Source organism: Actinoallomurus soli, from assembly GCF_024055715.1.
In the GTDB taxonomy this organism is placed as follows: domain Bacteria; phylum Actinomycetota; class Actinomycetes; order Streptosporangiales; family Streptosporangiaceae; genus Actinoallomurus; species Actinoallomurus soli.
This window is the reverse complement of sequence record NZ_JAMXMV010000002.1, coordinates 586,974-608,510: the sequence shown is the minus strand read 5'-3', so window position 1 is coordinate 608,510 and position 21,537 is coordinate 586,974. Positions and strand designations below refer to the sequence as shown.

At 71.2% G+C, this 21,537-nt stretch carries 24 protein-coding genes; 11 read left to right on the top strand and 13 right to left on the bottom strand.

Annotation, left to right across the window (positions count from 1 at the left end; translation table 11 throughout):
* Positions 1-35 precede the first annotated feature (35 nt).
* Positions 36-731, top strand: coding sequence for a hypothetical protein (locus tag NDW01_RS08855; RefSeq protein ID WP_252818634.1), 696 nt, complete (start codon positions 36-38; stop codon positions 729-731).
* A gap of 84 nt (positions 732-815) precedes the next feature.
* Here NDW01_RS08855 and NDW01_RS08850 read toward each other — a convergent pair whose 3' ends face one another.
* Entirely contained in the window at positions 816-2,504 is a 1,689-nt protein-coding gene (locus NDW01_RS08850; RefSeq protein ID WP_252818632.1) for an MFS transporter, read from the bottom strand.
* 89 nt (positions 2,505-2,593) lie between these two features.
* Here NDW01_RS08850 and NDW01_RS08845 point away from each other — a divergent pair, with 89 nt between their 5' ends.
* Entirely contained in the window at positions 2,594-3,556 is a 963-nt protein-coding gene (locus NDW01_RS08845; protein WP_252818631.1) for a helix-turn-helix transcriptional regulator, read from the top strand.
* Between the two features lie 41 nt (positions 3,557-3,597).
* Here NDW01_RS08845 and NDW01_RS08840 read toward each other — a convergent pair whose 3' ends face one another.
* On the bottom strand, positions 3,598-4,227 hold the full coding sequence (locus NDW01_RS08840) for a TetR/AcrR family transcriptional regulator (RefSeq protein ID WP_252818629.1): 630 nt from the start codon (positions 4,225-4,227) through the stop codon (positions 3,598-3,600).
* A gap of 74 nt (positions 4,228-4,301) precedes the next feature.
* On the opposite strand from NDW01_RS08840, the gene NDW01_RS08835 reads away from it, so the two are divergent.
* Positions 4,302-5,195, top strand: coding sequence for an NAD(P)H-binding protein (locus tag NDW01_RS08835; RefSeq protein ID WP_252818627.1), 894 nt, complete (start codon positions 4,302-4,304; stop codon positions 5,193-5,195).
* Positions 5,196-5,250: 55 nt separating this feature from the next.
* Positions 5,251-6,222 (top strand): alpha/beta hydrolase family protein, encoded by a 972-nt coding sequence (locus NDW01_RS08830; protein WP_252818625.1) that lies wholly within the window; start codon positions 5,251-5,253, stop codon positions 6,220-6,222.
* A gap of 62 nt (positions 6,223-6,284) precedes the next feature.
* Here NDW01_RS08830 and NDW01_RS08825 read toward each other — a convergent pair whose 3' ends face one another.
* The 3 genes from NDW01_RS08825 to NDW01_RS08815 all read right to left on the bottom strand — a co-directional run bounded on the left by NDW01_RS08825 (position 6,285) and on the right by NDW01_RS08815 (position 8,679).
* Positions 6,285-7,424, bottom strand: a complete 1,140-nt coding sequence (locus tag NDW01_RS08825) for a hypothetical protein (RefSeq protein WP_252818623.1) — start codon at positions 7,422-7,424, stop codon at positions 6,285-6,287.
* Positions 7,414-8,010 (bottom strand): RNA polymerase sigma factor, encoded by a 597-nt coding sequence (locus tag NDW01_RS08820; protein ID WP_252782332.1) that lies wholly within the window; start codon positions 8,008-8,010, stop codon positions 7,414-7,416. The genes NDW01_RS08825 and NDW01_RS08820 overlap by 11 nt, the downstream gene beginning before the upstream one ends.
* Positions 8,011-8,271: 261 nt before the next feature.
* Positions 8,272-8,679, bottom strand: a complete 408-nt coding sequence (locus tag NDW01_RS08815) for an ester cyclase (RefSeq protein ID WP_252818621.1) — start codon at positions 8,677-8,679, stop codon at positions 8,272-8,274.
* A 65-nt stretch (positions 8,680-8,744) separates the two neighbouring features.
* Between NDW01_RS08815 and NDW01_RS08810 the strand changes: the two genes are divergently transcribed.
* The gene (locus NDW01_RS08810) at positions 8,745-9,617 is read left to right on the top strand and encodes a sigma-70 family RNA polymerase sigma factor (protein WP_252818619.1); all 873 of its coding nucleotides are present in this window, start codon (positions 8,745-8,747) and stop codon (positions 9,615-9,617) included.
* A 44-nt stretch (positions 9,618-9,661) separates the two neighbouring features.
* Entirely contained in the window at positions 9,662-10,369 is a 708-nt protein-coding gene (locus tag NDW01_RS08805; protein WP_252818617.1) for a hypothetical protein, read from the top strand.
* On the opposite strand, the gene NDW01_RS44290 is transcribed toward NDW01_RS08805, so the two are convergent.
* Both NDW01_RS44290 and NDW01_RS08800 read right to left on the bottom strand, forming a co-directional pair.
* Complete coding sequence (locus NDW01_RS44290; RefSeq protein ID WP_406567703.1) at positions 10,353-10,448, bottom strand: DUF397 domain-containing protein; 96 nt, start codon at positions 10,446-10,448, stop codon at positions 10,353-10,355. The genes NDW01_RS08805 and NDW01_RS44290 overlap by 17 nt on opposite strands.
* A complete protein-coding gene (locus NDW01_RS08800) occupies positions 10,445-11,248 on the bottom strand; it encodes a helix-turn-helix domain-containing protein (RefSeq protein WP_252818615.1) in 804 nt (267 codons plus the stop codon). Before NDW01_RS08800 ends, NDW01_RS44290 begins: the two co-directional genes overlap by 4 nt.
* Before the next feature lie 238 nt (positions 11,249-11,486).
* On the opposite strand from NDW01_RS08800, the gene NDW01_RS08795 reads away from it, so the two are divergent.
* Positions 11,487-11,876, top strand: coding sequence for an ATP-binding protein (locus tag NDW01_RS08795; protein WP_252818613.1), 390 nt, complete (start codon positions 11,487-11,489; stop codon positions 11,874-11,876).
* A gap of 181 nt (positions 11,877-12,057) precedes the next feature.
* Here the strand turns inward: NDW01_RS08795 and NDW01_RS08790 are convergent, their stop codons facing one another.
* Together NDW01_RS08790 and NDW01_RS08785 are read right to left on the bottom strand one after the other, a co-directional pair.
* Positions 12,058-12,204 (bottom strand): hypothetical protein, encoded by a 147-nt coding sequence (locus NDW01_RS08790; RefSeq protein ID WP_252818611.1) that lies wholly within the window; start codon positions 12,202-12,204, stop codon positions 12,058-12,060.
* Positions 12,205-12,217: 13 nt separating this feature from the next.
* On the bottom strand, positions 12,218-12,541 hold the full coding sequence (locus NDW01_RS08785) for a putative quinol monooxygenase (RefSeq protein ID WP_252818609.1): 324 nt from the start codon (positions 12,539-12,541) through the stop codon (positions 12,218-12,220).
* A 146-nt stretch (positions 12,542-12,687) separates the two neighbouring features.
* Between NDW01_RS08785 and NDW01_RS08780 the strand changes: the two genes are divergently transcribed.
* Complete coding sequence (locus NDW01_RS08780) at positions 12,688-13,521, top strand: helix-turn-helix transcriptional regulator (RefSeq protein ID WP_252818607.1); 834 nt, start codon at positions 12,688-12,690, stop codon at positions 13,519-13,521.
* A gap of 151 nt (positions 13,522-13,672) precedes the next feature.
* Positions 13,673-14,365, top strand: a complete 693-nt coding sequence (locus tag NDW01_RS08775) for an SDR family NAD(P)-dependent oxidoreductase (RefSeq protein WP_252818605.1) — start codon at positions 13,673-13,675, stop codon at positions 14,363-14,365.
* Between the two features lie 471 nt (positions 14,366-14,836).
* Here NDW01_RS08775 and NDW01_RS08765 read toward each other — a convergent pair whose 3' ends face one another.
* Positions 14,837-15,415 carry a TetR/AcrR family transcriptional regulator gene (locus tag NDW01_RS08765; protein ID WP_252818603.1) on the bottom strand — a complete coding sequence of 193 codons (579 nt, stop codon included), beginning with the start codon at positions 15,413-15,415 and terminating at the stop codon, positions 14,837-14,839.
* A gap of 193 nt (positions 15,416-15,608) precedes the next feature.
* Here NDW01_RS08765 and NDW01_RS08760 point away from each other — a divergent pair, with 193 nt between their 5' ends.
* Both NDW01_RS08760 and NDW01_RS08755 read left to right on the top strand, forming a co-directional pair.
* A complete protein-coding gene (locus NDW01_RS08760) occupies positions 15,609-17,084 on the top strand; it encodes an MFS transporter (protein ID WP_252818601.1) in 1,476 nt (491 codons plus the stop codon).
* Positions 17,085-17,158: 74 nt separating this feature from the next.
* Entirely contained in the window at positions 17,159-18,613 is a 1,455-nt protein-coding gene (locus tag NDW01_RS08755) for a carboxylesterase/lipase family protein (RefSeq protein ID WP_252818599.1), read from the top strand.
* 107 nt (positions 18,614-18,720) lie between these two features.
* On the opposite strand, the gene NDW01_RS08750 is transcribed toward NDW01_RS08755, so the two are convergent.
* The 3 genes from NDW01_RS08750 to NDW01_RS08740 all read right to left on the bottom strand — a co-directional run bounded on the left by NDW01_RS08750 (position 18,721) and on the right by NDW01_RS08740 (position 21,442).
* Positions 18,721-19,203: a cupin domain-containing protein gene (locus tag NDW01_RS08750; RefSeq protein ID WP_252818597.1), complete on the bottom strand. Its 483-nt coding sequence runs from the start codon at positions 19,201-19,203 to the stop codon at positions 18,721-18,723.
* 167 nt (positions 19,204-19,370) lie between these two features.
* Positions 19,371-20,177 carry a hypothetical protein gene (locus tag NDW01_RS08745; protein ID WP_252818595.1) on the bottom strand — a complete coding sequence of 269 codons (807 nt, stop codon included), beginning with the start codon at positions 20,175-20,177 and terminating at the stop codon, positions 19,371-19,373.
* A 200-nt stretch (positions 20,178-20,377) separates the two neighbouring features.
* On the bottom strand, positions 20,378-21,442 hold the full coding sequence (locus NDW01_RS08740; protein ID WP_252818593.1) for a LacI family DNA-binding transcriptional regulator: 1,065 nt from the start codon (positions 21,440-21,442) through the stop codon (positions 20,378-20,380).
* Positions 21,443-21,537 lie beyond the last annotated feature (95 nt).

Here is a 21,537-nt window from a genome sequence, read left to right as displayed (position 1 = left end):
CGCCGGTGCCGTACCGCTCGGGTACGGTGCGCGGCATGGTCGATGCGTTCGAGGTACGTACGGAGCTGGCCGGAGCCGTGGACCGGGCGGGCGCCTGGCGGTTCATCCGGGGGTTCGCGGCGGCGTGGGCGACCCCGCTCACGGACGCGGACGGCTGGGACGACGCCGCCCTGGACGCGGTCGAGACCCGGCTCGGGATCACGCTGCCGGTCGCGGTGCGCGAGGCGTACGCGCTGTTCGGCCGGCGCACGGACCTGACCGCCAACCAGGACGAACTGCTCGAGCCGAAGCAGCTGTACGCCCACGACGGCCTGCTGGTGTTCCGCGAGGAGGACCAGGGCGCGGCGCGCTGGGGCGTCCGGCTCGACGGCCCGGACCCCGCCGTGTGCATCCGGCCCGACCTGGAGGACGAGGACACCGAGCGCTGGGAGCCGTGGCTCGACTCGTTCTCGCTGGCCTGCGCCGAGATCGTGCTGTCGGAGTCGCTGCACGCCGCCGAGGAGCTCGCCGACTACCGCGAGGCCGACGAGGACGACCTCGAGGTGCTGGAGCGCTACACCCGCCTCCCGTTGCCGGAGTACCCGTCGGGACAGCTGCCCGGCACGCGCTGGTTCGCGGGCCCGGACGTGCTCCTGCGGGAGGACGCGCGATCCTGGATCACGATCCGCGCCCGTACGGAGGAGGCCCTGGTGAACGCCTGCGAGGACTTCGGCGACGGCTGGCTCGCCTGAGAGACCCGGTTCGTCTGAGACGTCGACTCGCCTGAGACGCCCGTGCCCCCGGCCGGTCGGCCGGGGGCACGGAACATCACGGGATCAGGCCGGGGCGGTCTCCGGGCGGGCCGTCCTCGGAAGCAGGAAGCCGAGCCCGAACGCCAGCACGATCAGCCCGATCGTGACGAGTGCCGTGGTCTTCGCGGCGTCGAGCGAGTCCCGCCGGTGGGTGTCCAGGCCGGCCGTCGTGACGGCCCTGACGACCGCGGCCGAGGCGGAGCCGGTGGCGCGGCAGCTGGCGGGCACGACGTCCGGGTCCTTCTCGCTCTCCCGGTCGTGCACGCACGTCCGGACACCGGCGAGGATCCCGGCCCGGGCCGGGGCGGGCACTCCGGCCCGGGTGAGCTCCGCGCGCAGCCGGGGCGCGGCCGTCGCGTCGAAGTTGTGGTGCGCCTGCGCGCCGAGGAGCCCGAAGAACACCGTGCCGATCACCGCGACGCCGAGCGACATGCCGAGCTGCTGGATCGCCTGGAGGGTGCTGGACGCCGAGCCGACCTCGTGGTCGGCGACCTCGCCGAGGATGATGTCGAACATCGGCACGAAGATCATGCCCATCCCGGTCCCGCCGATGAGCAGCGGGGCGACGAAGTCGAGGCTGGTGAGACCGGGCCCGGCGTACTCGAACACGGCGTAGAGGACGGCCAGGCCCGCGCCCATGCCGGCCAGCCCGAGGTGCAGGAGCCGGCGGCCGAGCTTGATCATGAGCATGCCGCTGACCGCCGACCCGATCATCGCGCCGAACGCCCAGGGCGCCGTCGTGAGCCCGGCGCGCAGCGGGCTGTACCCGAGGCCGACCTGCATGAAGACGCCCAGCGTGAGCAGCGTGCCGCCCATGGCGCAGGTGAAGGCGATCGCGAACAGGACGCCGGAGGCGTACGAGCGCCGGGCGAACACGCCGGTCTCGACCAGCGGCGTCGCCCCGGCCCGCTTGCGGCGGACCTGGGAGGCCGCGAACAGCGCGAGCACGGGAACGGAGGCGACCAGGAGCGCGATCGCCCAGGACGGCCAGCCCAGCTCACGCCCCTGGACCAGCGGGAAGATGAGCATGAAGATGCCGGACGCGGCGAGCGCGACACCGGGCAGGTCGAGGCGGGCCGAGCGCACGGCGGGCGGCGTCGCCGGGAGGAACCGCGCCGCGACGGTCAGCGCGAACGCGCCGATCGGCACGTTGACCAGGAAGATCATCCGCCAGCCGGTGCCGAACAGGTCGGCGTGGATGAGCGTGCCGCCGATGATCGGGCCGAGCACCGCCGACAGCCCCATCACCGGGCCGAACGCGGTCCACGCCTTCTTCATCTCCGCGGGCGGGAACAGGTCCCGGATCAGCCCGAACCCCTGCGGCAGCATCACCGCCCCGAACGCGCCCTGCAGCACCCGCGAGACGATCAGCATGGTCGGCGTGATCGCGGCGGCGCAGGCCACCGACGCGACCGTGAAGCCGGCGACGCCGACCAGCAGCATCCGCTTCCGACCGAACATGTCGCCGAGCCGCCCGCCGATGAGCAGGACCACCGCGAGCGCCATGGTGTACCCGGCCGCCATCCACTGCAGCGTCGCGTACGAGCCGCCGAGGCTCGCACGGATCGCCGGCGCGGCCGTGTTGATCACCGTGCTGTCCAGCAGGTCCATCACGCTCGAGGCCAGGACGGCGGAGAAGGCGAGCCACCGCAGGCGGTACGGCGCGGCGGTCCGCTCACCGGCCGCGATGGGGGATTCGAGGATTTCGGTCAACACCATCTCCCGTGGAACGAGGTCGTTGGAACCGACGTTAGGCTCCATAACGGCCACTTCCTGACCTCAATGACCGGGACCCTGGAGACATGGCGAACACCAGCTCACGCATCCTCCGGCTGCTGTCCCTCCTGCAGACCCACCGCTACTGGCCCGGCCGCGAGCTCTCCGATCGCCTCGGCGTCTCGCCCCGGACGCTCCGCCGCGACGTCGACCGGCTGAGGGAGCTGGGCTATCCGGTCGTCGCGCACCGCGGCGTGGACGGCGGCTACCAGCTGGCGCCCGGCGCCGCGCTGCCCCCGCTCGTGGTCGACGACGAGGAGGCCGTCGCCCTCGCCATCGGCCTGCGGATGGCCGCGCAGGGCGCCGTCGCCGGGATCGAGGAGTCGGCCGTACGGGCGCTGACCAAGGTGATCCAGGTGATGCCGCCCCGCCTGCGCCGCCGCATCGACGCGCTCCGCACGGTCACGGTCCCCGCCGCCTGGGGCGCCGGCCCGACGATCGACGCGGACGTGCTGACCGCCGTCGCCCAGGCCTGCCGCGACGAGGAGCGGCTGCGGTTCTCCTACCGGGCGCGGGACGGCGAGCTGACCGCCCGCCACGTCGAGCCGCACCGGCTCGTCTCCCTCGGCCGCCGCTGGTACCTCGTCGCGTACGACCTGACCCGCCACGACTGGCGCAGCTTCCGGCTCGACCGCCTGGCCGACCCGGGCAGCACGGGCGAGCGCTTCCGCCCCCGCGACCTGCCCGCCGAGGACGCCGCCGACTTCGTACGGGCGGGCATCAGCAGCATGCCCGCGGCGTACGACGTGGAGGTGCTCGTCCACGCCCCGGCGGCGAGCGTCCGCCCTGTCGTCTCGCGCTGGGGGACGGTCGAGGAGGTCGACGACGAGCGGTGCCGGCTGCTGATGACCGTCGACGGCCTGGAGTGGCCGACGATGCTGCTCGGCGCGATCGGCGCCGACTTCGAGATCGTCGGCCCGCCCGAGCTGACCGCGTTCGTCCGCGAGTGGGGCACGCGCTTCCTCCGCGTCGTCGACGACCGGCGATGAGCGCCGAGGATCTCGTACGACACCGAGGTCCTCGGCGCTGTTCAGGCGGGCAGCGCGGTGGCGACCAGGCGGCGGATGGCGGTCAGGTCGACGTCGTCGGCGAGGTTCGCCTCGTCGGGCATGTCCTTGATCACGTCGTCGACGTTGAGCAGGGTGCGGAACAGCCGCGGTAGCACGGTGCGGCCGATCAGCTCCTCCGCGAGTGCGGAGCCGTCCGCGTCCCCCATTCCGAACCGCTGGACCAGGTACGCGGTCAGCCGCTCGTGGGTGCTGGCGAAGATGGCGTCGAAGTAGGCGTTCGAAGTGCCCGGCAGCCGCTCGGCCTCGGTGATGCTCAGCCGGCAGGTCCGTACCTGCGCCTCCCAGACCATCAGCTGCAGGAACCGGCCGCAGAACAGCGCCACCGCCTCGGCGGGGTCCTCGGCGTACGCGTCCGGGGTCTTCACCCTGCCCAGGTACAGCTCACGGATCAGGTCCAGGACCGCGAGGAACAGCTTGTCCTTGCTCTCGAAGTGCGCGTACAGCGACCGCTTCGACGTGCCGGCGCGCGCCGCGACGGCGTCCATCGACGCCCGTTCGTAGCCGGTCTCGAGGAACACGTCCTTGGCCACCAGCAGGATGTGGCGGCGCAGGGCCTCGCCGCGCCGCTGCGGTTCATTTGCTCGGCTCATCCGCCCTCAAAAAGTAAACGGTACGGTACAGTTTATTTAGCTCGTCACTCACCCCAGTGTGCTGGAGAGAAGCAATGATCGTCATTACCGCCCCCACCGGGCAGATCGGCGGCCAGGTCCTCGCGAACGTCCTCGGCGGTGACCAGCCGGTCCGCGTCATCGTGCGGGACCCCGCCAAGCTGTCCGCCGACGTCCGTGACCGGGCCGAGGTCGTCCAGGGTTCGCACGGCGATCCGGAGGTCCTCGCCCGCGGGTTCGACGGCGCCGACGCGGTGTTCTGGCTGCTGCCGACCGACCCCCGTGCCGCGAGCCCCGAGGACGCCTACGTCGGCTTCACCCGCCCCGCGGCCGAGGCCATGCGCGACCGGGGCGTCAAGCGCGTCGTCGACGTCAGCTCCGTGGGCCGCGGCACCCCGTACGCCGGCCGGGCCGGGCACGTGACCGCGTCCCTGGCCATGGACGACCTGATCGCCGGCACCGGCGTGGCGTTCCGTGCCCTGGCCGCGGCTCCGTTCATGGACAACGTGCTCCGGCAGGTCCGGGTGATCAAGGGGCAGGGCATGCTCTTCGACGCCGTCTCGCCCGGCCGCAGGATGCCGACCGTCGCCACCCGCGACATCGCCGCCGTCGCCGCCCGGCTGCTGCTCGACACCTCGTGGACCGGCAGCGAGGAGGTCCCGCTGCTCGGTCCCGAGGACCTGTCGTACGACGACATGACCGCCGTCATCTCCGAGGTGCTCGGAACCTCGGTGAAGTACCAGCAGGTCCCCGCCCAGTCGTTCAAGGACCAGCTCATCGGCTTCGGCATGTCCGACGCGATGGCCCAGAGCGCCATGGACATGGCGATCGCCATGGACGACGGCCTGGCGAACGGGGTCACCCGCACGCCGCGGCACGCGATCGACACCCCGACGACGTTCCGGCAGTGGTGCGAGGACGTCCTCAAGCCCGCCGTGCAGGCCGCCTGACCCCGAGACGACGCGACGGGCCGGCGCGTCCGGCCCGTCACCGGAGGTGTTCCGCATGACCGAACGGCCCGAGACCGCGCACGCCGTCGCCGATCGTCCCGACGAACGGCTCGACGCGTTGTTCACCCGAATCGCCGCCGGCTTCAGCACGTCACAGCGGTCGCCCGTCCTGGGCAGCCCGGCCGAGCACGGGCTGCGGTTCGAGGACGTCACCTTCCCCTCCGAGGACGGCACGCCGCTGGAGGGATGGTTCGTCCCGGCCGAGGGCTCGGACACCGTCGTGATCGTCAACCATCCCCGGTGGTTCAGCCGCTCCGGGCTTCCGTCCCACCGCGAACCCTGGCGCTCGATGTTCGCCGACACCGGCAACGACATCGAGGTCGACCTTGTCCCGGACATCGCGCTCCTGCACGCCGCCGGCCACCACGTCCTCGCCTACGACCTGCGCAACTTCGGCCGCAGCGGCGCCGCCGACGGCGGACTGACGACGGGCGGCATCTTCGAGTCCCGTGACGTCATCGGCTCCCTGCGGTACGTGCGCTCCCGCCCGGAGCTGCGGGACGCGAGGATCGCGCTGTTCAGCCGGTGCCTCGGGGCCAACGCCACCCTGTTCGCGATGGAGCGGGCGCCACGGGAGTTCGAGGACGTGCGGTGCCTCGTCGCCTGCCAGCCGCTGTCCGCCCGCGCGGTCCTCGAACGCGGACTGGAGCGGCAGGGCGTCCCCGTCGAGTGGATCGACGAGCTCGACCGGCGGATCAGGCTGCGCACCGGCTTCGCCATCGACGCCATGTCCCCCGCGAACGCCGCGCGCAGCGTCCGGACGCCGACGCTCGTCTACCAGGTCCACGACGACCCGAGGACCCGGCCGGCCGACGTGCAAGCGATCTTCGACGCCCTCCCCGACCGGGACGACCTGCCGAAGGAGCTGTTCTGGATCCACGGGACCACCCGGCGATGGGACGGCTACCTGCACTTCCAGCGCGAACCGGACCGGATCCTGGACTGGATCGCGCGGCACACGCGATGAGACGGGCCCCATCGGGGGACGGCGCCGGTACCGCCCGTACGGGGGGGTACCGGCGCCGGGAGTCAGTTGACGGGGGTCGGGGTCCAGTTCGACGGGTCGGCGCCGAGAACCTTCAGCCGGTGGAACAGGCCGGTGACTCCGCCGGTCTTGTTGAGCTTCGCCAGGATCGACCCGGACGCGTGAATCTGGACGTTGAAGCCGTTGACGCCGTAGGCGTACAGGACCGTCGGTGCCACGTACGCGGGGTACCCGTCCAGCTTCGTGTTGGGACGAGGCAGTCCGCGCCCGGGCTTGCCGGGCCCGCCGGGGACGCCGGTACCGACCGTGCCGTCCGACTTGTGGACGCCGATCTCCAGATCCGATGACGGCCCGTCCACGATGAAGCCCAGGCTCGCGCCGACCTCATCGAACGCGCCGTTGTTCAGCACCGTGCGCTTCGGCGTCAGCCCGGCGGGCACGCCGCCGACGTGCAGGGGCATCGCGATCGGCCGGGTGCCGCCGAACTTCGCGGACGCGGCGATCCGGTGGGCCGTCCTGGCCAGCTCGGCGGCGTTCCCGGGCAGGGCGTCGCCCTCCAGCTGGGCCCAGCGGTTCGGGGCCGGCTGCCAGCGCAGCGAGAACTGCGACTGCCCGGACGGGTCCGGCTTGAAGATCCAGTAGGCGGAGTGGCCGTTGACGGACGGGGCGGGGATCCGTTTGGCCGGGATTCCTCCCGGGAGGTACCCCAGGAAGGGCTCCTTGCCGCCCGCGTACGCGGTGAGGGTCACGATGCCCCCGCTCCTCCCGGTCTTCTGCGCGACGACCTGGAAGAAGTCGTCCGTCTGATGGTCGGCGACGTAACCGTTGGCGCGCATGCCGGAGGGCAGCCAGCCGAAGGCCGCGCGTTCCACCAGCGGGTTGTCGTACCTGGCCGACACGGCGGCGGGGGAGCCGTGCACCGTCACGGGGGAGCCGCCCGTCTGCGAGACCACCGTCACCCCGGCGGCGACGGCGGCCACTCCACCGGCGGCGAGGACCATGGTCCGTACACCCCTGGAACGCCGGCCCGCCCGTACGGGACGCCGGGCTCCGGGCGAGCCGTCGATGGCCTGGAGGAGCCGCTCCCGGCCGGCGTCCAGTCGCTGCTGGGAGGGGATCGGAGCGTCGGTGCGCATCGTGCGCATCAGGTCGAGCTCGTTCACGGTCGGTACCTCAGCCTTCATCCGAGACGAACATGGGGTTCCCGTCGCCGAGAGCGGCGCGGATCTTCTTTCGAGCCCGATGCAGCCGCGACCGCACCGTCCCCACGGAGACGCCCAGCGCCTGGGCGGTCTCCTCGTAGGACAGGTCGGCCCAGGCGATCAGCAGCAGGACCTCCCGGTGGGCCCGGCTGAGACCGGCCAGGGCCGCCGCGAGCGACTGGTGCATCCCGGTCGCCATGACCCGGTCGTCGGCGCCGTCCAGTTGGCCGCCGTAGGTCTGCGCCACGGGATCCGCGCCGCTGCGCGCGAACGCCCGCAGCATCCGCGTCTCCTTGCGGTGGTACTGCGCCATCACGTTCGCGGCGATCCCGTACAGCCAGGGTCTGGCGTCCGGCCGTCCGAGGTCGTAATGTCGGCGTTTCTCGAACGCCCGGTAGAACGTCTCGGCGGTGACGTCGTCCGCCATGCCGTCCCCCAGCCTGCGGGCGACGTACCGGCTGATGTGAGGGGCGTGCCGCTCGTAGAGCGCGGCGAACACCCCGGGCTCTTGCCAGGACTGCTCGATCACAGCGGCGTCGTTCACGCCCTGTCGGGTCGTCACAGTCATACGGCTCCTGTCTCTTGTGGCCGGTGTTCCGGCCGTGCGCGGAGTGCGCTGTCACCCGCTTTTCCCCGAACCCGTGAACCGGGTTCCGCAGGGAATCGACAGGCGCGCCGCGCGGAGCCGCCGACCACCCGAAGGCCGCTCCGGGAGGGGCGGAGCGGGCGCGTACGGAACGCTCGACGACCGCAGGACCGATCCGCCGCACCCGGCGGATCGCGGTCCTTCACGGAGCCTTCCGTACGGCGTCGGCCCCCGGGGCCGAGCTCAGGAGGACGGGGCCGCCCCGATCTGCCGCTTCAGGCGGTTCACGTCGACCACGGCCCAGATCTCGCCGACCCGGTCACCCTCGAAGCCGAAGATCACGTTGCCGCTGATCTCGATCTCCCGGCCGGTCGGCGGGATGCCGAAGAAGTCGCCGTCGTGCGTGCCGGTCATCGTCCAGCGCACGGCCGCCTTGCTCCCTTCGCTGATCACCTCCTCGACCTGGTAGTGCAGGTCCGAGAACCCCGCGCGCATGAACTCATCCACCCGCCGTACGGCCGCAGGCCCGCGAGGCGCGTCCGGATCGTGAGTGGTCATGTCCGGCGTGATGAGCTCCTCGGCCAGTTCCGGCCGCTGCTGGTTGAGCATGTCCTCGTAGAATCGGTGAACGATCTCTGCCTTCGATGTCATCGCGCTCCCTCTGGTCGGTCCGCTGGGCCGTGGACGCCAGTGGAGACAAGACAGAGGGGCGTTCTGTGACAACGATCGGGGATTTCTTCGGCGGCGAGCGGGGCCGGCTGTTCGGGCTCGCGTACCGGCTCCTGGGATCGGCGGCCGACGCGGAGGACATCGTCCAGGAGACGTTCCTGCGCTGGCACGCCGCCGACCAGCAGGCGATCGAAACTCCCGGCACCTGGCTGACCAAGGTCGTCACCAACCTCTGCCTGAATCACCTGGCCTCGGCCCGCGTCCGGCACGAACGAACCGGAGCATGGCTGCCGGAACCCGTGCTCACCGGACACGGCGCCCTCGGCCCCCTGGAAACCGCCGAACAGCGCGAATCCGTATCCCTCGCGCTGCTCGTCCTCCTCGAACGCCTGACCGCGGTCGAACGCGCCGTCTTCGTCCTGCGCGAGGCGTTCGGTTACCCGTACGAGGACATCGCCGCCCTCGTTTCGACGTCCGCGGGCAACTGCCGCCAGGTCCACAGCCGTGCCCGCCGCCGGATCGGCGACGGGCGCCCCCGCTTCGCCGCCCCGGACGACCAGGCCCGCCGCCTCGCCGAGCGGTTCATCGCCGCGGCCCGGTCCGGTGACCTGGTGGCGCTGGAGGACCTCCTGACCGCCGACGTCACCGCGTGGGTGGACGCCGGCCCGTCCGTCCGGCGGCGGGTACGCGGCCGGGACGAGGTCGGCCGGCTGGCCGGAACGGCACTCGCCCGCTTCGCGCCACGGACACTCGTCACCGAGGCCAACGCCGCCCCCGCCCTGCTCTTCGTACGGGCCGACGCGCTGCTCGGCGTCACCGTCCTGGACATCGACCAGACCCGCGTCCGCACCCTCCACACGGTGACCGATCCCCGCAAGCTCACGGCAACGCGACGCCACCTCCTCGCCGCGGCCCGCTGACCGGGCGGCCGTCCACAACGGAGGCACGGTGCGATGATCCACTCATGGGAATCGCGACCAAGCAGGCGGTGGCCGCCGCGGTCACCGCCGCCGTCGGGACGGCGCTGGCCTTCGCCGCGTACGGTGAGGGCGCGTTCAACACGCTGCTCCTGGTCGGTGCGCCGAGCCTGCTGGTCACGCTGTTCGCCGTGCAGGTGCGGTCGACGGCCCGCGCCGGTGCGCTGCGCCGGGCCGGATGGTGGGGGGCCGCCGTACTGGGTGGCGGGCTGCTGCTCCTGGCCGTGACCGCGCCGAAGTTCGTGCTGCTACCGGCCCTCATCGCCGCGCTCTCCCTGGCCATCGGATGGCCTCTGGCCACCTCCGCCGCCTGCCTGATGGCGGTCGCGGCCGTCAGATCGGGCCTGTCATCGGGACCGAGGGCGGCGCTGACGTGGGGCCGGTCGTCGTGGGCCGTGCTCCTGGCCGTGGTGGCGACCTACGGGTACGGGCTGAGCCACTTGGACGACGGGATGGCCGACGTCAAGGACCGAGTGTGCCGCTTCGAGCCGTCAGGTGAGGCGATGAGACACGGCGGCGGACGGAGCCTGCTGCCCCTGCACGACACCTCCTGCGGCACCGACACGGTCCCCGCCTTCGTCAACCCGCTCCTGGCCACCCTCACCGCGCTCCTGGCGGCCTCCGTAACGGCCCACCTCACGGCACGCTTCAAGGCCAGGCGAACGCGCGGCCTCGCGGTCAGGCTCGGGAGGTGACGACGGCGACTTCGACGCAATCGCCGCCGTTGGCTCCGGAGAGGCTGGACTTCCGCCAGTTTGCGGCGTCGAGGTTCATGATTCCTCCCGAATCCGCCGGATGAGCTCCAAGGAAGCGGAGACAGGCAAAGCGACGACGCGGAGTGCTTCGTACGTCTGCGAGAGGGCTTTGACTAGCTCCGGTTTTTCGTGGAGATGTCCGGTTGCTGGATCTTCACTGTAAGCGATGTCGGGAGCTTCGTCGAAGCTCAGTATTTTGAAGCTAGAGGTCAGCCCCGCGTGCGCGCCTGCGGAGTGGGGGATGACCTGGACGTTGATTCCAGGTCGCTGCGCCAGCTCGATCAGTCTGTCGAACTGTGCGCCCTGCGTTTCCTTGTCTCCGATCTCGCGATGGAGAACGGACTCGTCGATGATCGCCCACACCACGGGCGGCTTGTCTCTGGTCAGGATTTCCTGGCGTTCCATCCGGGCGGTGACCAGCTCGTCGATGACCTCTGGTCGGGCGGCGGGGCGTCCGGCGGTGAGCAGTGCGCGGGCGTACTCAGGGGTCTGGAAGATGCCCGGGATCACGACGACGTCCCACATGTGGATCCCGGAGGCTTCGCGCTCGGCTTCGATGTAGCGGGCGAACGATTGGACCGGGTGGGTCTCGTGTTTGAGGAGGCCGTGGAGGACCAGGAGGGCGCCGCCGGTCTTGAGGGCCTTGTCGCAGCGCTCGACGAAGTCGCGGCGCGGGACCTTCTGGGCGGTCTCGACGTTGCTGATCATCCCTTCCGAGTAGTTGATCAGCTTGGCGAGGTGGCCCTGGGTCATGTTGTCGGCGGCGAGGCGGTAACGGCGTAGTTCGGAACCGAGTGCGATCAGCGTTGGACTGCGCATCTATGTCCCTTTCTGTGCTGCTTTCCGGGGGGTTCACGGGCCCTCACTTCAGTGCGGGGTGAATTCACGAAGTGAAAGGCATTCCGTGCTGGGTATCCACGCCTGTACCCAGCGTAGTTGTTCATGGCCAGGATGGTGGCGAATCGGCGGAATCAAATGACCGAGAGGGGCGGTGCCGGTCATGCATCGCATAGCAGAAGAACGTCGTATCGCTTGGGAACGCGGGGAGATTCACGGCGTGCTGCTCGGGGAGATGCGGCTTCCAATACGACCTGAGTCGGCGACGCCGGCGCGCCGTTTTCTGACGGCGGTCTCTCTCGCGTGGGGGATCCCGGACGCCGCCGAGACGGCCGAGCTGCTCGGCTGCGAACTCGTCACCAACGCGGTCCGCTACGCCACGGCGATGCCGGGCTCGACGCTGCGGCTCGTCCTGATCCGGGACGAAGAACGGCTGCGGGTCGAGGTCCACGACCCGTCCGGCGAGCCGCCGGCCACCAGGGATCCCGGGCTCGACGCCACCACCGGGCGCGGCCTCCTCATCGTCGGCGCGCTCTCCACCGACGCCGGCTGGCATCCCACCGCCCACGGAAAGGCGGTCTGGTTCGAACTCCTGCCAAGGTGGCCGTGACCGTCCTCAAGCCGGGCCGCTCCGCGCGAGCGGGTCCGTGTCGCATCCAGGCGTGGATGAGCGCCGAGGATTTCGTGGGTCAGAGAGCCATCGAAATCCTCGGCAGAAGTCGCAGGTCGGCCGCCCACTCGCAGCAGTCGTGCCCACGCAGCCTCACATCCGGGCTTTCAGCACATCGACTTCACAACGGGTCAAAGCCATGCTCGACCAGCCAGCGAACCCCCAGCAGGCTCCGCAATGACCACCACGCGCGGATCGCGTCGAGGTCGACGTCGGTGCCATAGCCGGCGACGACATCGCCGAGGTGCTCCTCGTGTCCGAGCGTCATGCTCCAGGTCGGCCTACCGTGCCGGGCGGAACGGCTGCAGGATGCGGATCCCGTCCTCGATGCTGCCGTCCATCAGTTCCAGCAGTTGGGGCACCAGGTCCTGCATGCGGGGTGCCTGCAGGTGGCCTTCGAGGGCCTCGCGGCTCTCCCAGCGCTCGAAGATGACGAACACGCCCGGTTCTCCCTCGACCTGGTGAGCCTCGTAGTCGATGTTGCCCGCGTCGTAGCGCGATGCGGTGACGGCGGCTGTCATGAACGCCTTCATCGCGGCTTCCTTCCCCGGCTTGGCCCGGGCTTCCCACAGCACGGTGACGTACTGGTTCGACGTGGTGGTCATGCTCGCTCCTCCTGACTCCGAACAGCATCGTTGTGCGCCGTTCACGACTCGACACTGAGCCCTGGGGAGCGTCGGCGGGAGCTACGGGACTTCGTGGTACGGCGCGTACCACCCAGCGGGGCGGGGTGTGCGGGAGGATGGTGTTCATGGATCAACTCGGTGCCGCGCTGCGGGCGTGGCGGGACCGGCTGGACCCCGCGACGGTGGGCTTCGCACACGGCTCACCCCGTCGGGTCCCCGGTCTGCGACGCGCGGAGCTGGCGACGCTGGCCGGCATCTCGGTCGAGTACGTGGTCCGGCTGGAGCAGGGACGGGTGGCGACACCCTCGGCGCAGGTCTGCTCGGCTCTGGCTCGCGCCCTGCAGCTGTCCGACGACGAGCACGCTCACCTCTTGCGCATGGCCGGTCACGCATCGGACCTGCGTCGGGTTCCACGAATGATCCCAGGGAGCCTGTACCGGATCGTGGACCAGCTCGACGGCAACCCGCTGGCGATCTACGACGCCACCTGGCAGCTGCTGCACTGGAATCCGCTGTTCGCGGCCACGTTCGGCGATCCCACACTCCAGGGTGTGGGAGACCGCAACGTCCTGGTCTGGCAGTTCCTGGGTGAACTGCCCCGGGTCCGGCAGACGGCGGCCGAGCGGGCGGCGTTCGAGGAGTCCCTCGTCGCCGACCTGCGCGCGACGACGAGCCGGTACCCCGACGATCCCGACCTCGCGGCGTTGGTATCGAGGCTGAACCTCAGCCCACGGTTCTGCGAGTTGTGGAGCCGCCGAGCGGTGGGCGGTCACCAGAGTGCGCACAAGATCGCCCAGCACCCGGATGTCGGAGACATCGCCCTGAACTCCGACATCCTCAACACCCAGGACACGAACCTCCGCCTTGTGGTGTACACGCCGCAGCCAGGCACCGACGCCCGCAGCAAACTCGACCTGCTTGCGGCCATTGGGGTCCAGAGGATGTCCCCGCAGGGATGAAGGCCCGCGTTATGCCCCGTCCGGTGGACCGGGCTGCTGGGTGGTACGCGCGATACCACGAAGTCCCGTAGCTCCCGCCGACCCTCCCGCAGGCCCAGCATGGAGTGCGTGAACAGCCACGACCGTGCTGTTCGGACCAGGAGGAGCCGGCATGACCACCACATTCATCACCGGGGCCAACAAGTCCCTCGGTTTTGAGACCGCTCGTCGCCTCGTCGCGGCGGGGCACACCGTCATCCTCGGTGCCCGCGACCGTGAGCGCGGTCGGGCCGCGGCCGAGTCGCTCGGCGCCCGGTTCGTTCAGATCGACGTGACCGACGACGCCTCGGTCCAGGCCGCGGCCGCGGATGTCGCCGCGCATGAGGGAACGATCGACGTCCTGATCAACAACGCCGGCGTCCTCGGCAAGGTCGGCCCCGTCGAGGAGTACACCGCGGCCGACATGAGTGCCGTGCTCGACGTGAACGTCGTCGGGATCGTGCGTGTCACGCACGCCTTCCTCCCGTTGCTGCGCACATCGCCGAACCCCGTCATCGTCAACGTGTCCAGCGGGATGGGCTCCTTCGGTATGACCCAGGACCCTGCGCGGGTCGAGTCGCAGTACGCCCTGCCCCTCTACAGCGCCTCGAAGGCCGCGGTCACGATGCTCACGACGCAGTACGCCAAGGAGCTGAAGGACGTGAAGGTCAACGCCGCAGATCCCGGGCAGACCGCGACCGACTTCACCGGCGGTCTCGGACACAGCGTCGCCGACGGCGCAGAGTCCATCGTGACCCTCGCGACGATCGGCCCGGACGGGCCGACGGGACAGTTCATCGACCGATCCGGGAACCTCCCGTGGTGAACCTGTCCTGAGCCCAGCGTCGGTCGACCCGCCGCCCTGCGCGCCGGCTCGATAGCCGACCCACCAGCCGCCGCCTCAAGTGATCCATTCGCCGGTCGGTCTCAGGCGTGGATGAGCGCCGAGGATTTCGTAGGTCAGCGCCCACGGAAATCCTCGGCATACGTCACACGCCGACCGTCGCCGACCAGCAGCCGCCAACCGGCCGCCGGGGGCGGCCGGACTTCACCGGCGGCTGGTGACGACGGCCGTCGTTTCACCGTTGGCGCCAGGAGTGACTCGCCCGCCGCCACCACGCGTACGGCGTAGGCGAGGTCGTCACGGCGTACGTCCTTGAGCAGGAAGCCGCTGGCGTCCGCGTACGATCCATCCGTCCCGTCTGCGCGAGGGGGCGACGTCCCGCCTCTCCTCAGCCGCACACGTCTGACGTGAAGCCGAGCGGCGTTCAGGCGAGAACCGTGCGTTGACGGACGGCTATCGGCGGGCGGCCTTGTCGGCCGGGAGGCGGAGGCCGTCGAGCATGGTCTGGATCATCGGTTCGAGGTAGTCCGGGGAGCCGGGGATCTTGGCGATGGCGACGATCAGGTCGAAGATCTGCTCGAGCGTGAGGTCGTCGCGGATCTCGTGGGCGTCCTGCGCCGCGGTCAGCAGCGGCCGCCCGGCATCGAGTGCCTGCCCGCGCCGGCTCGGGAGGCCGTCCTGGTCGGCGTGCTCCAGCAGTTCGGAGACGATGAGGCGCTTGTTGGGGATGAAGTCGAACTGCAGCCGCAGCCAGGCGGTGAGCGCCTCGCCCGGCGTCTGACCGTCCTCGATGACCGCGGCCTCGCAGATGGCGTCGACCTCGTCGGCGTAGAGGGCTTCGAGGAGCTCCCGGCGTCCGGGGAAGTTGCGGTAGAGGGTGGCCATGCCGACGCCGGCGCGCCGAGCGACCTCGGCCATCGAGATGCCGGTGTCGCCGTCCGCGAAGGCGGCTCGGGCGGCCGCCAGGATCTTCTCGCGGTTCCGTTCGGCGGCTGCCCGCCTGGTGGGGAACGACGTCTTGCCCGTGGTCATTCATCTCCTCCCATCCCGTATCGCCTCGAACACGGCCTCCCCGGCCGACCGGCGCTCGACCGTCCGTGAGGCGTCCCGGCCCACAAGTGGACAGCCTATCCGACATTGACCTATCGTTGCCGGACAGCCTCTCCGGCATCGGGCCGCGCACTTGTCGGACAGGCTATCCGGTAACTTGCAGAGGAGCTTCCCGATGCCTCACGAACGTCCCAGCGGGGCGACGGCCACGCTGTCCGCCGAACACACCGCGCAGGAGGTCGCCAAGCCGGGCGTGGGCTTGGCCGCCGTCGCCGTCATCGCCTGCCTCGCGCAGTTCATGGTGGTGCTCGACTCCAGCATCGTGAACGTCGCCCTGCCCTCGATGAAGACCGGGCTCGGCCTGTCGGCCACCGCACAGCAGTGGGTGGTCAACGGCTACCTGATCACTTTCGGCGGCCTGCTGCTGCTCGCCTCGCGTGCGAGCGACCTGTTCGGCCGCCGCCGCGTCTTCCAGATCGGGCTGGTCGTCTTCACTGCGGCCAGCCTCGTCGGCGGACTCGCCCAGGACGGCTGGATGCTGCTGGCGGCACGCCTCGCCCAAGGCGCCGGCGCGGCCGCGCTCGCCCCATCGAGCCTGAGCCTGATCACCGCGAGCCACACCGAGCCCCGCCGGCGCACACTCGCGATGACATGGTGGGGCGTCGCCGCCTCCAGCGCCGGTGCGGCCGGAATCGTGCTCGGCGGTCTGCTGACCGCCTCGCTGAGCTGGCGCTGGGTGATGCTCGTCAACGTGCCGATCGGCATCGGCCTGCTCGCCGCGAGCCTGATCTGCCTGCGGCCCTCCACGCCCTCCGACGGGCGTTCCCGCATGGATGTTCCCGGCGCCGTCACCATCACCCTGGCCGCCGCCGCGATCGTCTATGGCGTCTCGATCGCCCCCGACCACGGCTGGGGCTCGGGCGAGGTCCTCGCGGTGCTGATCGGCGGAGTCGTTCTGCTCACCGCGTTCGCGGCGATCGAGCGTCGTGCCGACGAGCCACTGATCCCGTCGGCGGTGTTCGCGGTCCACAACGTACGCGTCGGCAACCTCCTGACCCTGTGCATGGGCGGGGTGCTCACGGCACCGCTGTTCTTCCTCTCGCTGTACCTGCAGCAGGTGCTCGGTGAGAGCGCGCTGCGCACCGGGCTGTCACTGCTGCCGATGGTCTCGGTGATCAGCGTCGGCGTCCTCGTCTCCCAGCGGCTGATCCCCAGGTTCGGCCCGCGCCGGCTGGTGGTGAGCGGCGGCTTGATCACCGCCGTGGGGCTGGCGTGGCTGGCGCAGCTGCCCGCCCACGCCGCGTACGTCGGTCACGTCCTGCTTCCCACGCTGGTCGTGGGCGCGGGGACGAGCGTGATGATGATGCCGGCGATCGTCGCGGCCACCACCGGCGTGGCCCCGCGCAACGCGGGAGTCGCGTCCGGTCTGCTCAACATGTGCCGCCAGCTCGGCGCGGCGCTCGGGCTGGCCGCACTGGTCACGATCGCCTCCAGCGTCACCCATGGCAGCCGGGCGACGGGCTCCGCGGCCGTCGTCGACGGCTATCGCGTCGCCTTCTACGTCATCGCCGCGATCAGCGTCGTCAGCGCGTTCCTCTCGCTCCTGCTGAAGGGCGCCGCGACGGCCTCCCGCCCCCCGGCAGCACGATGAGGAAGCCGCCCACGCCGCCTGAAATCCAGCGACGGCGCTCGACGCCGCCCGGCTCGACGCGAAGGAAGCAGACCATGATGGTGCACGCACGGTGCGGTCGGATCGAAGGACGGGTCCGTGACGGATGCGCGGAGTTCCTCGGGATCCCGTATGCGGCCGCCCCCTACCCCGACCACGCGTTCGCTCCGCCACGCCCCCTCCAGCCGTTCGACGGTGTGTTCCAGGCCGTGGCCTCCGGAGCCACGGCGGCACACCCGCACGTTGCCCAGAACCTCTTCCCGGACCCTGTCGTCGAGGGCCCGAACCCGCTGAACCTCAACGTGTACGCGCCCGCGGACACCGGCGGTCACCACCCCGTCGTGGTGTGGCTGCACGGCGGCGGATTCTTCAGCGGAGGCAACGCCGGCCCCTGGTACACCGGCGAGTCCTTCGCACGGGACGGCATCGTGCTCGTCGTTCCCAACTACCGCCTCGCCGCGGAGGGCTTCATGATCCTCGACGATGGCGTCGCGAACCGTGCCCTGCTCGACATCACCATGGCGCTGCGGTGGGTCCGGGACGACATCGAAGCCTTCGGCGGTGACCCCTCCAACGTCACGGTGGCCGGGCAGTCCGCAGGAGCCACGGCCACCCTCGCCCTCTCCGGCTGTCCGGCCGCGCGGGGACTGTTCCGCCGTCTGGCCGTGATGAGCGCGGGAACGCCACTGCTCGCCTCCCTCACCCGTACGGAGACGCTCTCGGAGGATTTCGCCGCGTTGCTCGGCACCCCGCGCACGCGCGTCGCCCTCACCGGCGTGCCCGTGCGAAAGCGCCTGGAGCTGGAGACCGCCTGGCTGCCCAGGGAGGTGCTGCCGCCTGCGGCCGAGGTGGACGAGCGGGCCCGGCGCGTCAGGCACGATTCCCTGCGCTGGCAGCCCACCCTGGACGGCGATGTCGTCACCACTTCGCCCTATGACGCTCTCGCCGAGCCGGGGGCCATCGACTCGCTCATGATCGGCACCACCGTCGAGGAGTGGAACTTCATCCTCGGCGCGGTGGAACCCGCCCCGTCGGTGCAGGCGTCCAGGCAGGGATTCGCCAACCTCGGCCTCACCGGCGAGGACCTGAAGGACTATCTGCGCGCCCTGGAGACGGACAATCCCGGTCACGCGCTCGCGCAAGCCCTATCGGACCGCACCTTCCGCACGCCCGCACGCGGTATCGCCGACGGTGCCGCGGCGGCGGGCATCCCCACCTACGCCTACCAGTTCGCATGGCCGACGCCTCTCTTCGGCGCCGCTCACTGCACGGACCTCCCCTTCGTCTTCGATCACCTCGACGCCCCCGGCGCAGCCGACCTGCTGGGCCCCGACGCGCCACGGCATCTGGCGACCGCCCTGCACGGCGCACTCGTGCGCTTCGCGCGGGACGGCGATCCCGGCTGGACCGCCTACGGCACCGAGACCCGTCAGGTCATGGTGTTCGACGACGAGATGCGCGAGGTGCCCGACGCTCTGAGCCGTACGCCCGGGGAGCTGCGGCGGGCGTAGCCGCGCCACGGCCCGATGCCGTTGCGACACCACGTGCGCCGCCCGGGGACTCGGGACTCCCAAGGCCGTCGGGCCGGAACGGCGGGCTCGATCCCCTCGGCTCCGGGTCAGAGCCAGTGGTTGTCGTGGCGGAGGAAGAACTCGACGCGCTCCTCGTCGGTCAGCTTGTCCAGGCCCTCCGCGAGGCCCTCGAAGTAGCCCTCGCGCGGGGCGCCCGGGGAGAAGTGCAGCAGCATCGAGGCGGGCTCTCCGGACTCGTTGCGGAAGGCGTGGATGCCGCCGGCCGGGACGTGGACGAAGTCGCCGGGGACCGTGTCGATCCAGCGTTCGCCGTTGAAGATGCGGACCGTTCCACTGAGGATGTAGAACGACTCGGCGATCGACCGGTGGAAGTGTTTGTCCGGGCCGCTGGGCTTCGGGCCCATCACCCAGCGGTACAGGCCGAACAGCCCGCCCGTCGCCTCGCCGGTCGCCAGGTAGTGCACCGTGTTGCCGGAGGAGTAGGTCAGCTCCGGCTCGTGGCCGGCCGGGCGGTAGGTGGCGCTGATCTCGCCGTTCTCGCCCTCGTAACGCGCCGGTGGGTAGCTCACGTCGTCTCCCTCGTGTACGGAACCCCGATCGCGCGGTCGAGCCGGTGTGCGGCTCTTCCGGCGTCCGCCGGGAACGGCCGGCGGCAGAGTGGCATTATCGCGCCGCCCGCCGCCGGAGATCCGTTCCGGTGGTCGTCGGGGGGATCCCCACCGCCCGGCCGGGGAGGTCAGGGCTGGGCCCGCCGGACCTTGGGGCGGGCGGACGACGGCAGGTGCTTCGCGGCGGCCGCCTGCGGGTACAGGCCGACCACGTGGTAGCCGAAGTCCACCGACGCCGGGGCGGGCGCGGAGAGGCTCAGCGTGAAGCCGGAGGCCGAGGCGTTCTGCACCCAGTAGGCGCCGCCGGGGTTGCCCTGCGGGGTCACCACGACGACGGGCCTGGCCGCCGTGTCGACGAAGGGGATGGTGAACGCGCAGTCGGCGGACGTCGCGCCGGAGGCGACGGTGCAGATCCCGCTCAGGCCGCCGTCGTCGTAGAGGTTGCCGCCGGTGAGCAGGCCGTCCCCCGCGGAGACGACGCCGTACGCGGTCCCCTGGCCGACGACGCCGGCCACGCCCTGCCCGGCCACGCCGGTGTCCTGCGCCGACTGCCCGTACACGCCCGCGCCCTGGGAGGAGGTCACGCCCTGGACGCCGAAGTGCACGCCGTCCGTCGGGTACGCCTTGGCGTACAGCGCGTTGGAGTCCTCGCCGGTCGAGTACTGGCGGAGGAACATCGCGGACCCGTTGCCGGTGCCCTGGGACGTGGAGCGGATCGCGGTCGTCTTGGAGGACGTCGCGTCGAGCGCGTAACCGCCGCCGGTGTTCGTGGCCGTCACCGCGGACGTGGTCGTGCTGCTGGAGAAGGACCCGGTCGCGGCGTACGCGGCCACCGGCGTGAGCACCGCTCCCGCGGCGAACGCCGCGACCGGGACGACGAACCTGCGGGTGCGAGTGAGCCGGCGGACGGATGAGGGCAGCCCGAGACGACGCATGATGACTCCTGAAGACGCGGGGGGTTGACGGGGATCTTCGAAGATCGCGGAGGAATTCGAACACCGCGTGACCCGCGTCTCCAGAGGAGTGGCGGGGAGTTCCCCGAATCGTCCTGCTCGGCTCCCTGCGGGTTGCCGGGCAATTCATCCGCGTTCGGTGATCCTGACGCCCGCTCCGGACGTCCGGCACGGGCCGGTGCTCAGGACGGCTTGCGCGGGGCGGCCGTGCTGGCGCGGAGGACGACCTCACCGGGGATGCGCTCGACGCGGCTGCGGCGGGCAGGGTCGCGGAGCGCGAGGTTCATGACGCGCTCGCCCATCTCCTCCAGGGGGAGGGCGACCGTCGTCAGGGGCGGGACGAGGTCGCGGACGATCGGGATGTCGTCGAAGCCGGCCAGGGACACGCGGCCCGGAACGTCCACGCCGTGGTAGCGGAAGGCGGACAGCGCGCCGATCGCCATGACGTCGGTGAGGGCGAACACGCAGGTCGCGCGCAGGCCCCGGCGGATCAGCTCGGTCGCGGCGGCGTATCCGCCGTCGCGGGTGAACGACTCCTCGACGATCTGGTCGTCGGGCAGCGGCACGCCGGCCTCGGCGAGGGCGTCGCGGAAGCCGCCGAGCCGGTCGACGACCGTGGTGAGCGTGCGCGGCCCGGTGAGCACCGCGAAGTCGCGGTGGCCGAGGGCGAGGAGCGTACGGGCGAGCGCGGCCGCGCCCTCGCGGTTCTCCGGCTGCACGGTGTCGACGCGCAGGCTGCGGTGGCGGCTGAGGACGGCGACCCGGCCCCCGGCCCGTACGTAGGGGTCGAGTTCGGCGCCCATCGAGCGCTCCCACGCGCGGTCCTCGAACCCGGATCCGATCAGCAGGATGGCGCGGGCCCGCTGGGCGCGGAGCATCGCGACGTAGTCGACCTCCCGCGCCGGATCGCGGAACGTGCTGGCCAGCATGACGAGCAGCCCGTGCTCGGCGGCCGCGCGGGTCACGCCGCGGGCGATGGCCGCGAAGTACGGGTCGCTGACGTCGTGGCAGATCAGGCCGATGGACTGGCTGGAGGCGCGGGCGAGCGCCTGGGCGTGCGCGTTCGGCGCGTAGGCCAGCTCGGACGCGGCGGCCAGCACGCGCTCCTTCAGGTCGGCGCGGACCTGGGTGGTGCCGTTGAGGACACGGGAGGCGGTCGCGAGGGAGACCTCGGCCCGCCGGGCGACATCCTGCAGCGTGACGTGCCCGCCGGTCGTGCCGCTCCCGCCGGTCTGCTTTTCCCCCATTTTGCGCCCTCCTGGCTCCAGCATGCCGCGTCCATGCGATCCAGGTGGGTGGAAAACGCCTCTTGACCGCACCGTACGCCGTCCCTACGGTAGCA

What these genes read in the sequence shown, in the direction of transcription:
- NDW01_RS08855 (WP_252818634.1), top strand. Translation starts at nt 36, where the DNA reads ATGGTCGATGCGTTCGAGGTACGTACGGAGCTGGCCGGAGCCGTGGAC.
- NDW01_RS08845 (WP_252818631.1), top strand. Translation starts at nt 2,594, where the DNA reads ATGGCGAACACCAGCTCACGCATCCTCCGGCTGCTGTCCCTCCTGCAG.
- NDW01_RS08840 (WP_252818629.1), bottom strand. Translation starts at nt 4,227, where the DNA reads ATGAGCCGAGCAAATGAACCGCAGCGGCGCGGCGAGGCCCTGCGCCGC.
- NDW01_RS08835 (WP_252818627.1), top strand. Translation starts at nt 4,302, where the DNA reads ATGATCGTCATTACCGCCCCCACCGGGCAGATCGGCGGCCAGGTCCTC.
- NDW01_RS08830 (WP_252818625.1), top strand. Translation starts at nt 5,251, where the DNA reads ATGACCGAACGGCCCGAGACCGCGCACGCCGTCGCCGATCGTCCCGAC.
- NDW01_RS08825 (WP_252818623.1), bottom strand. Translation starts at nt 7,424, where the DNA reads ATGAAGGCTGAGGTACCGACCGTGAACGAGCTCGACCTGATGCGCACG.
- NDW01_RS08820 (WP_252782332.1), bottom strand. Translation starts at nt 8,010, where the DNA reads ATGACTGTGACGACCCGACAGGGCGTGAACGACGCCGCTGTGATCGAG.
- NDW01_RS08815 (WP_252818621.1), bottom strand. Translation starts at nt 8,679, where the DNA reads ATGACATCGAAGGCAGAGATCGTTCACCGATTCTACGAGGACATGCTC.
- NDW01_RS08805 (WP_252818617.1), top strand. Translation starts at nt 9,662, where the DNA reads ATGGGAATCGCGACCAAGCAGGCGGTGGCCGCCGCGGTCACCGCCGCC.
- NDW01_RS44290 (WP_406567703.1), bottom strand. Translation starts at nt 10,448, where the DNA reads ATGAACCTCGACGCCGCAAACTGGCGGAAGTCCAGCCTCTCCGGAGCC.
- NDW01_RS08800 (WP_252818615.1), bottom strand. Translation starts at nt 11,248, where the DNA reads ATGCGCAGTCCAACGCTGATCGCACTCGGTTCCGAACTACGCCGTTAC.
- NDW01_RS08790 (WP_252818611.1), bottom strand. Translation starts at nt 12,204, where the DNA reads ATGACGCTCGGACACGAGGAGCACCTCGGCGATGTCGTCGCCGGCTAT.
- NDW01_RS08785 (WP_252818609.1), bottom strand. Translation starts at nt 12,541, where the DNA reads ATGACCACCACGTCGAACCAGTACGTCACCGTGCTGTGGGAAGCCCGG.
- NDW01_RS08780 (WP_252818607.1), top strand. Translation starts at nt 12,688, where the DNA reads ATGGATCAACTCGGTGCCGCGCTGCGGGCGTGGCGGGACCGGCTGGAC.
- NDW01_RS08775 (WP_252818605.1), top strand. Translation starts at nt 13,673, where the DNA reads ATGACCACCACATTCATCACCGGGGCCAACAAGTCCCTCGGTTTTGAG.
- NDW01_RS08765 (WP_252818603.1), bottom strand. Translation starts at nt 15,415, where the DNA reads ATGACCACGGGCAAGACGTCGTTCCCCACCAGGCGGGCAGCCGCCGAA.
- NDW01_RS08760 (WP_252818601.1), top strand. Translation starts at nt 15,609, where the DNA reads ATGCCTCACGAACGTCCCAGCGGGGCGACGGCCACGCTGTCCGCCGAA.
- NDW01_RS08755 (WP_252818599.1), top strand. Translation starts at nt 17,159, where the DNA reads ATGATGGTGCACGCACGGTGCGGTCGGATCGAAGGACGGGTCCGTGAC.
- NDW01_RS08745 (WP_252818595.1), bottom strand. Translation starts at nt 20,177, where the DNA reads ATGCGTCGTCTCGGGCTGCCCTCATCCGTCCGCCGGCTCACTCGCACC.
- NDW01_RS08740 (WP_252818593.1), bottom strand. Translation starts at nt 21,442, where the DNA reads ATGGGGGAAAAGCAGACCGGCGGGAGCGGCACGACCGGCGGGCACGTC.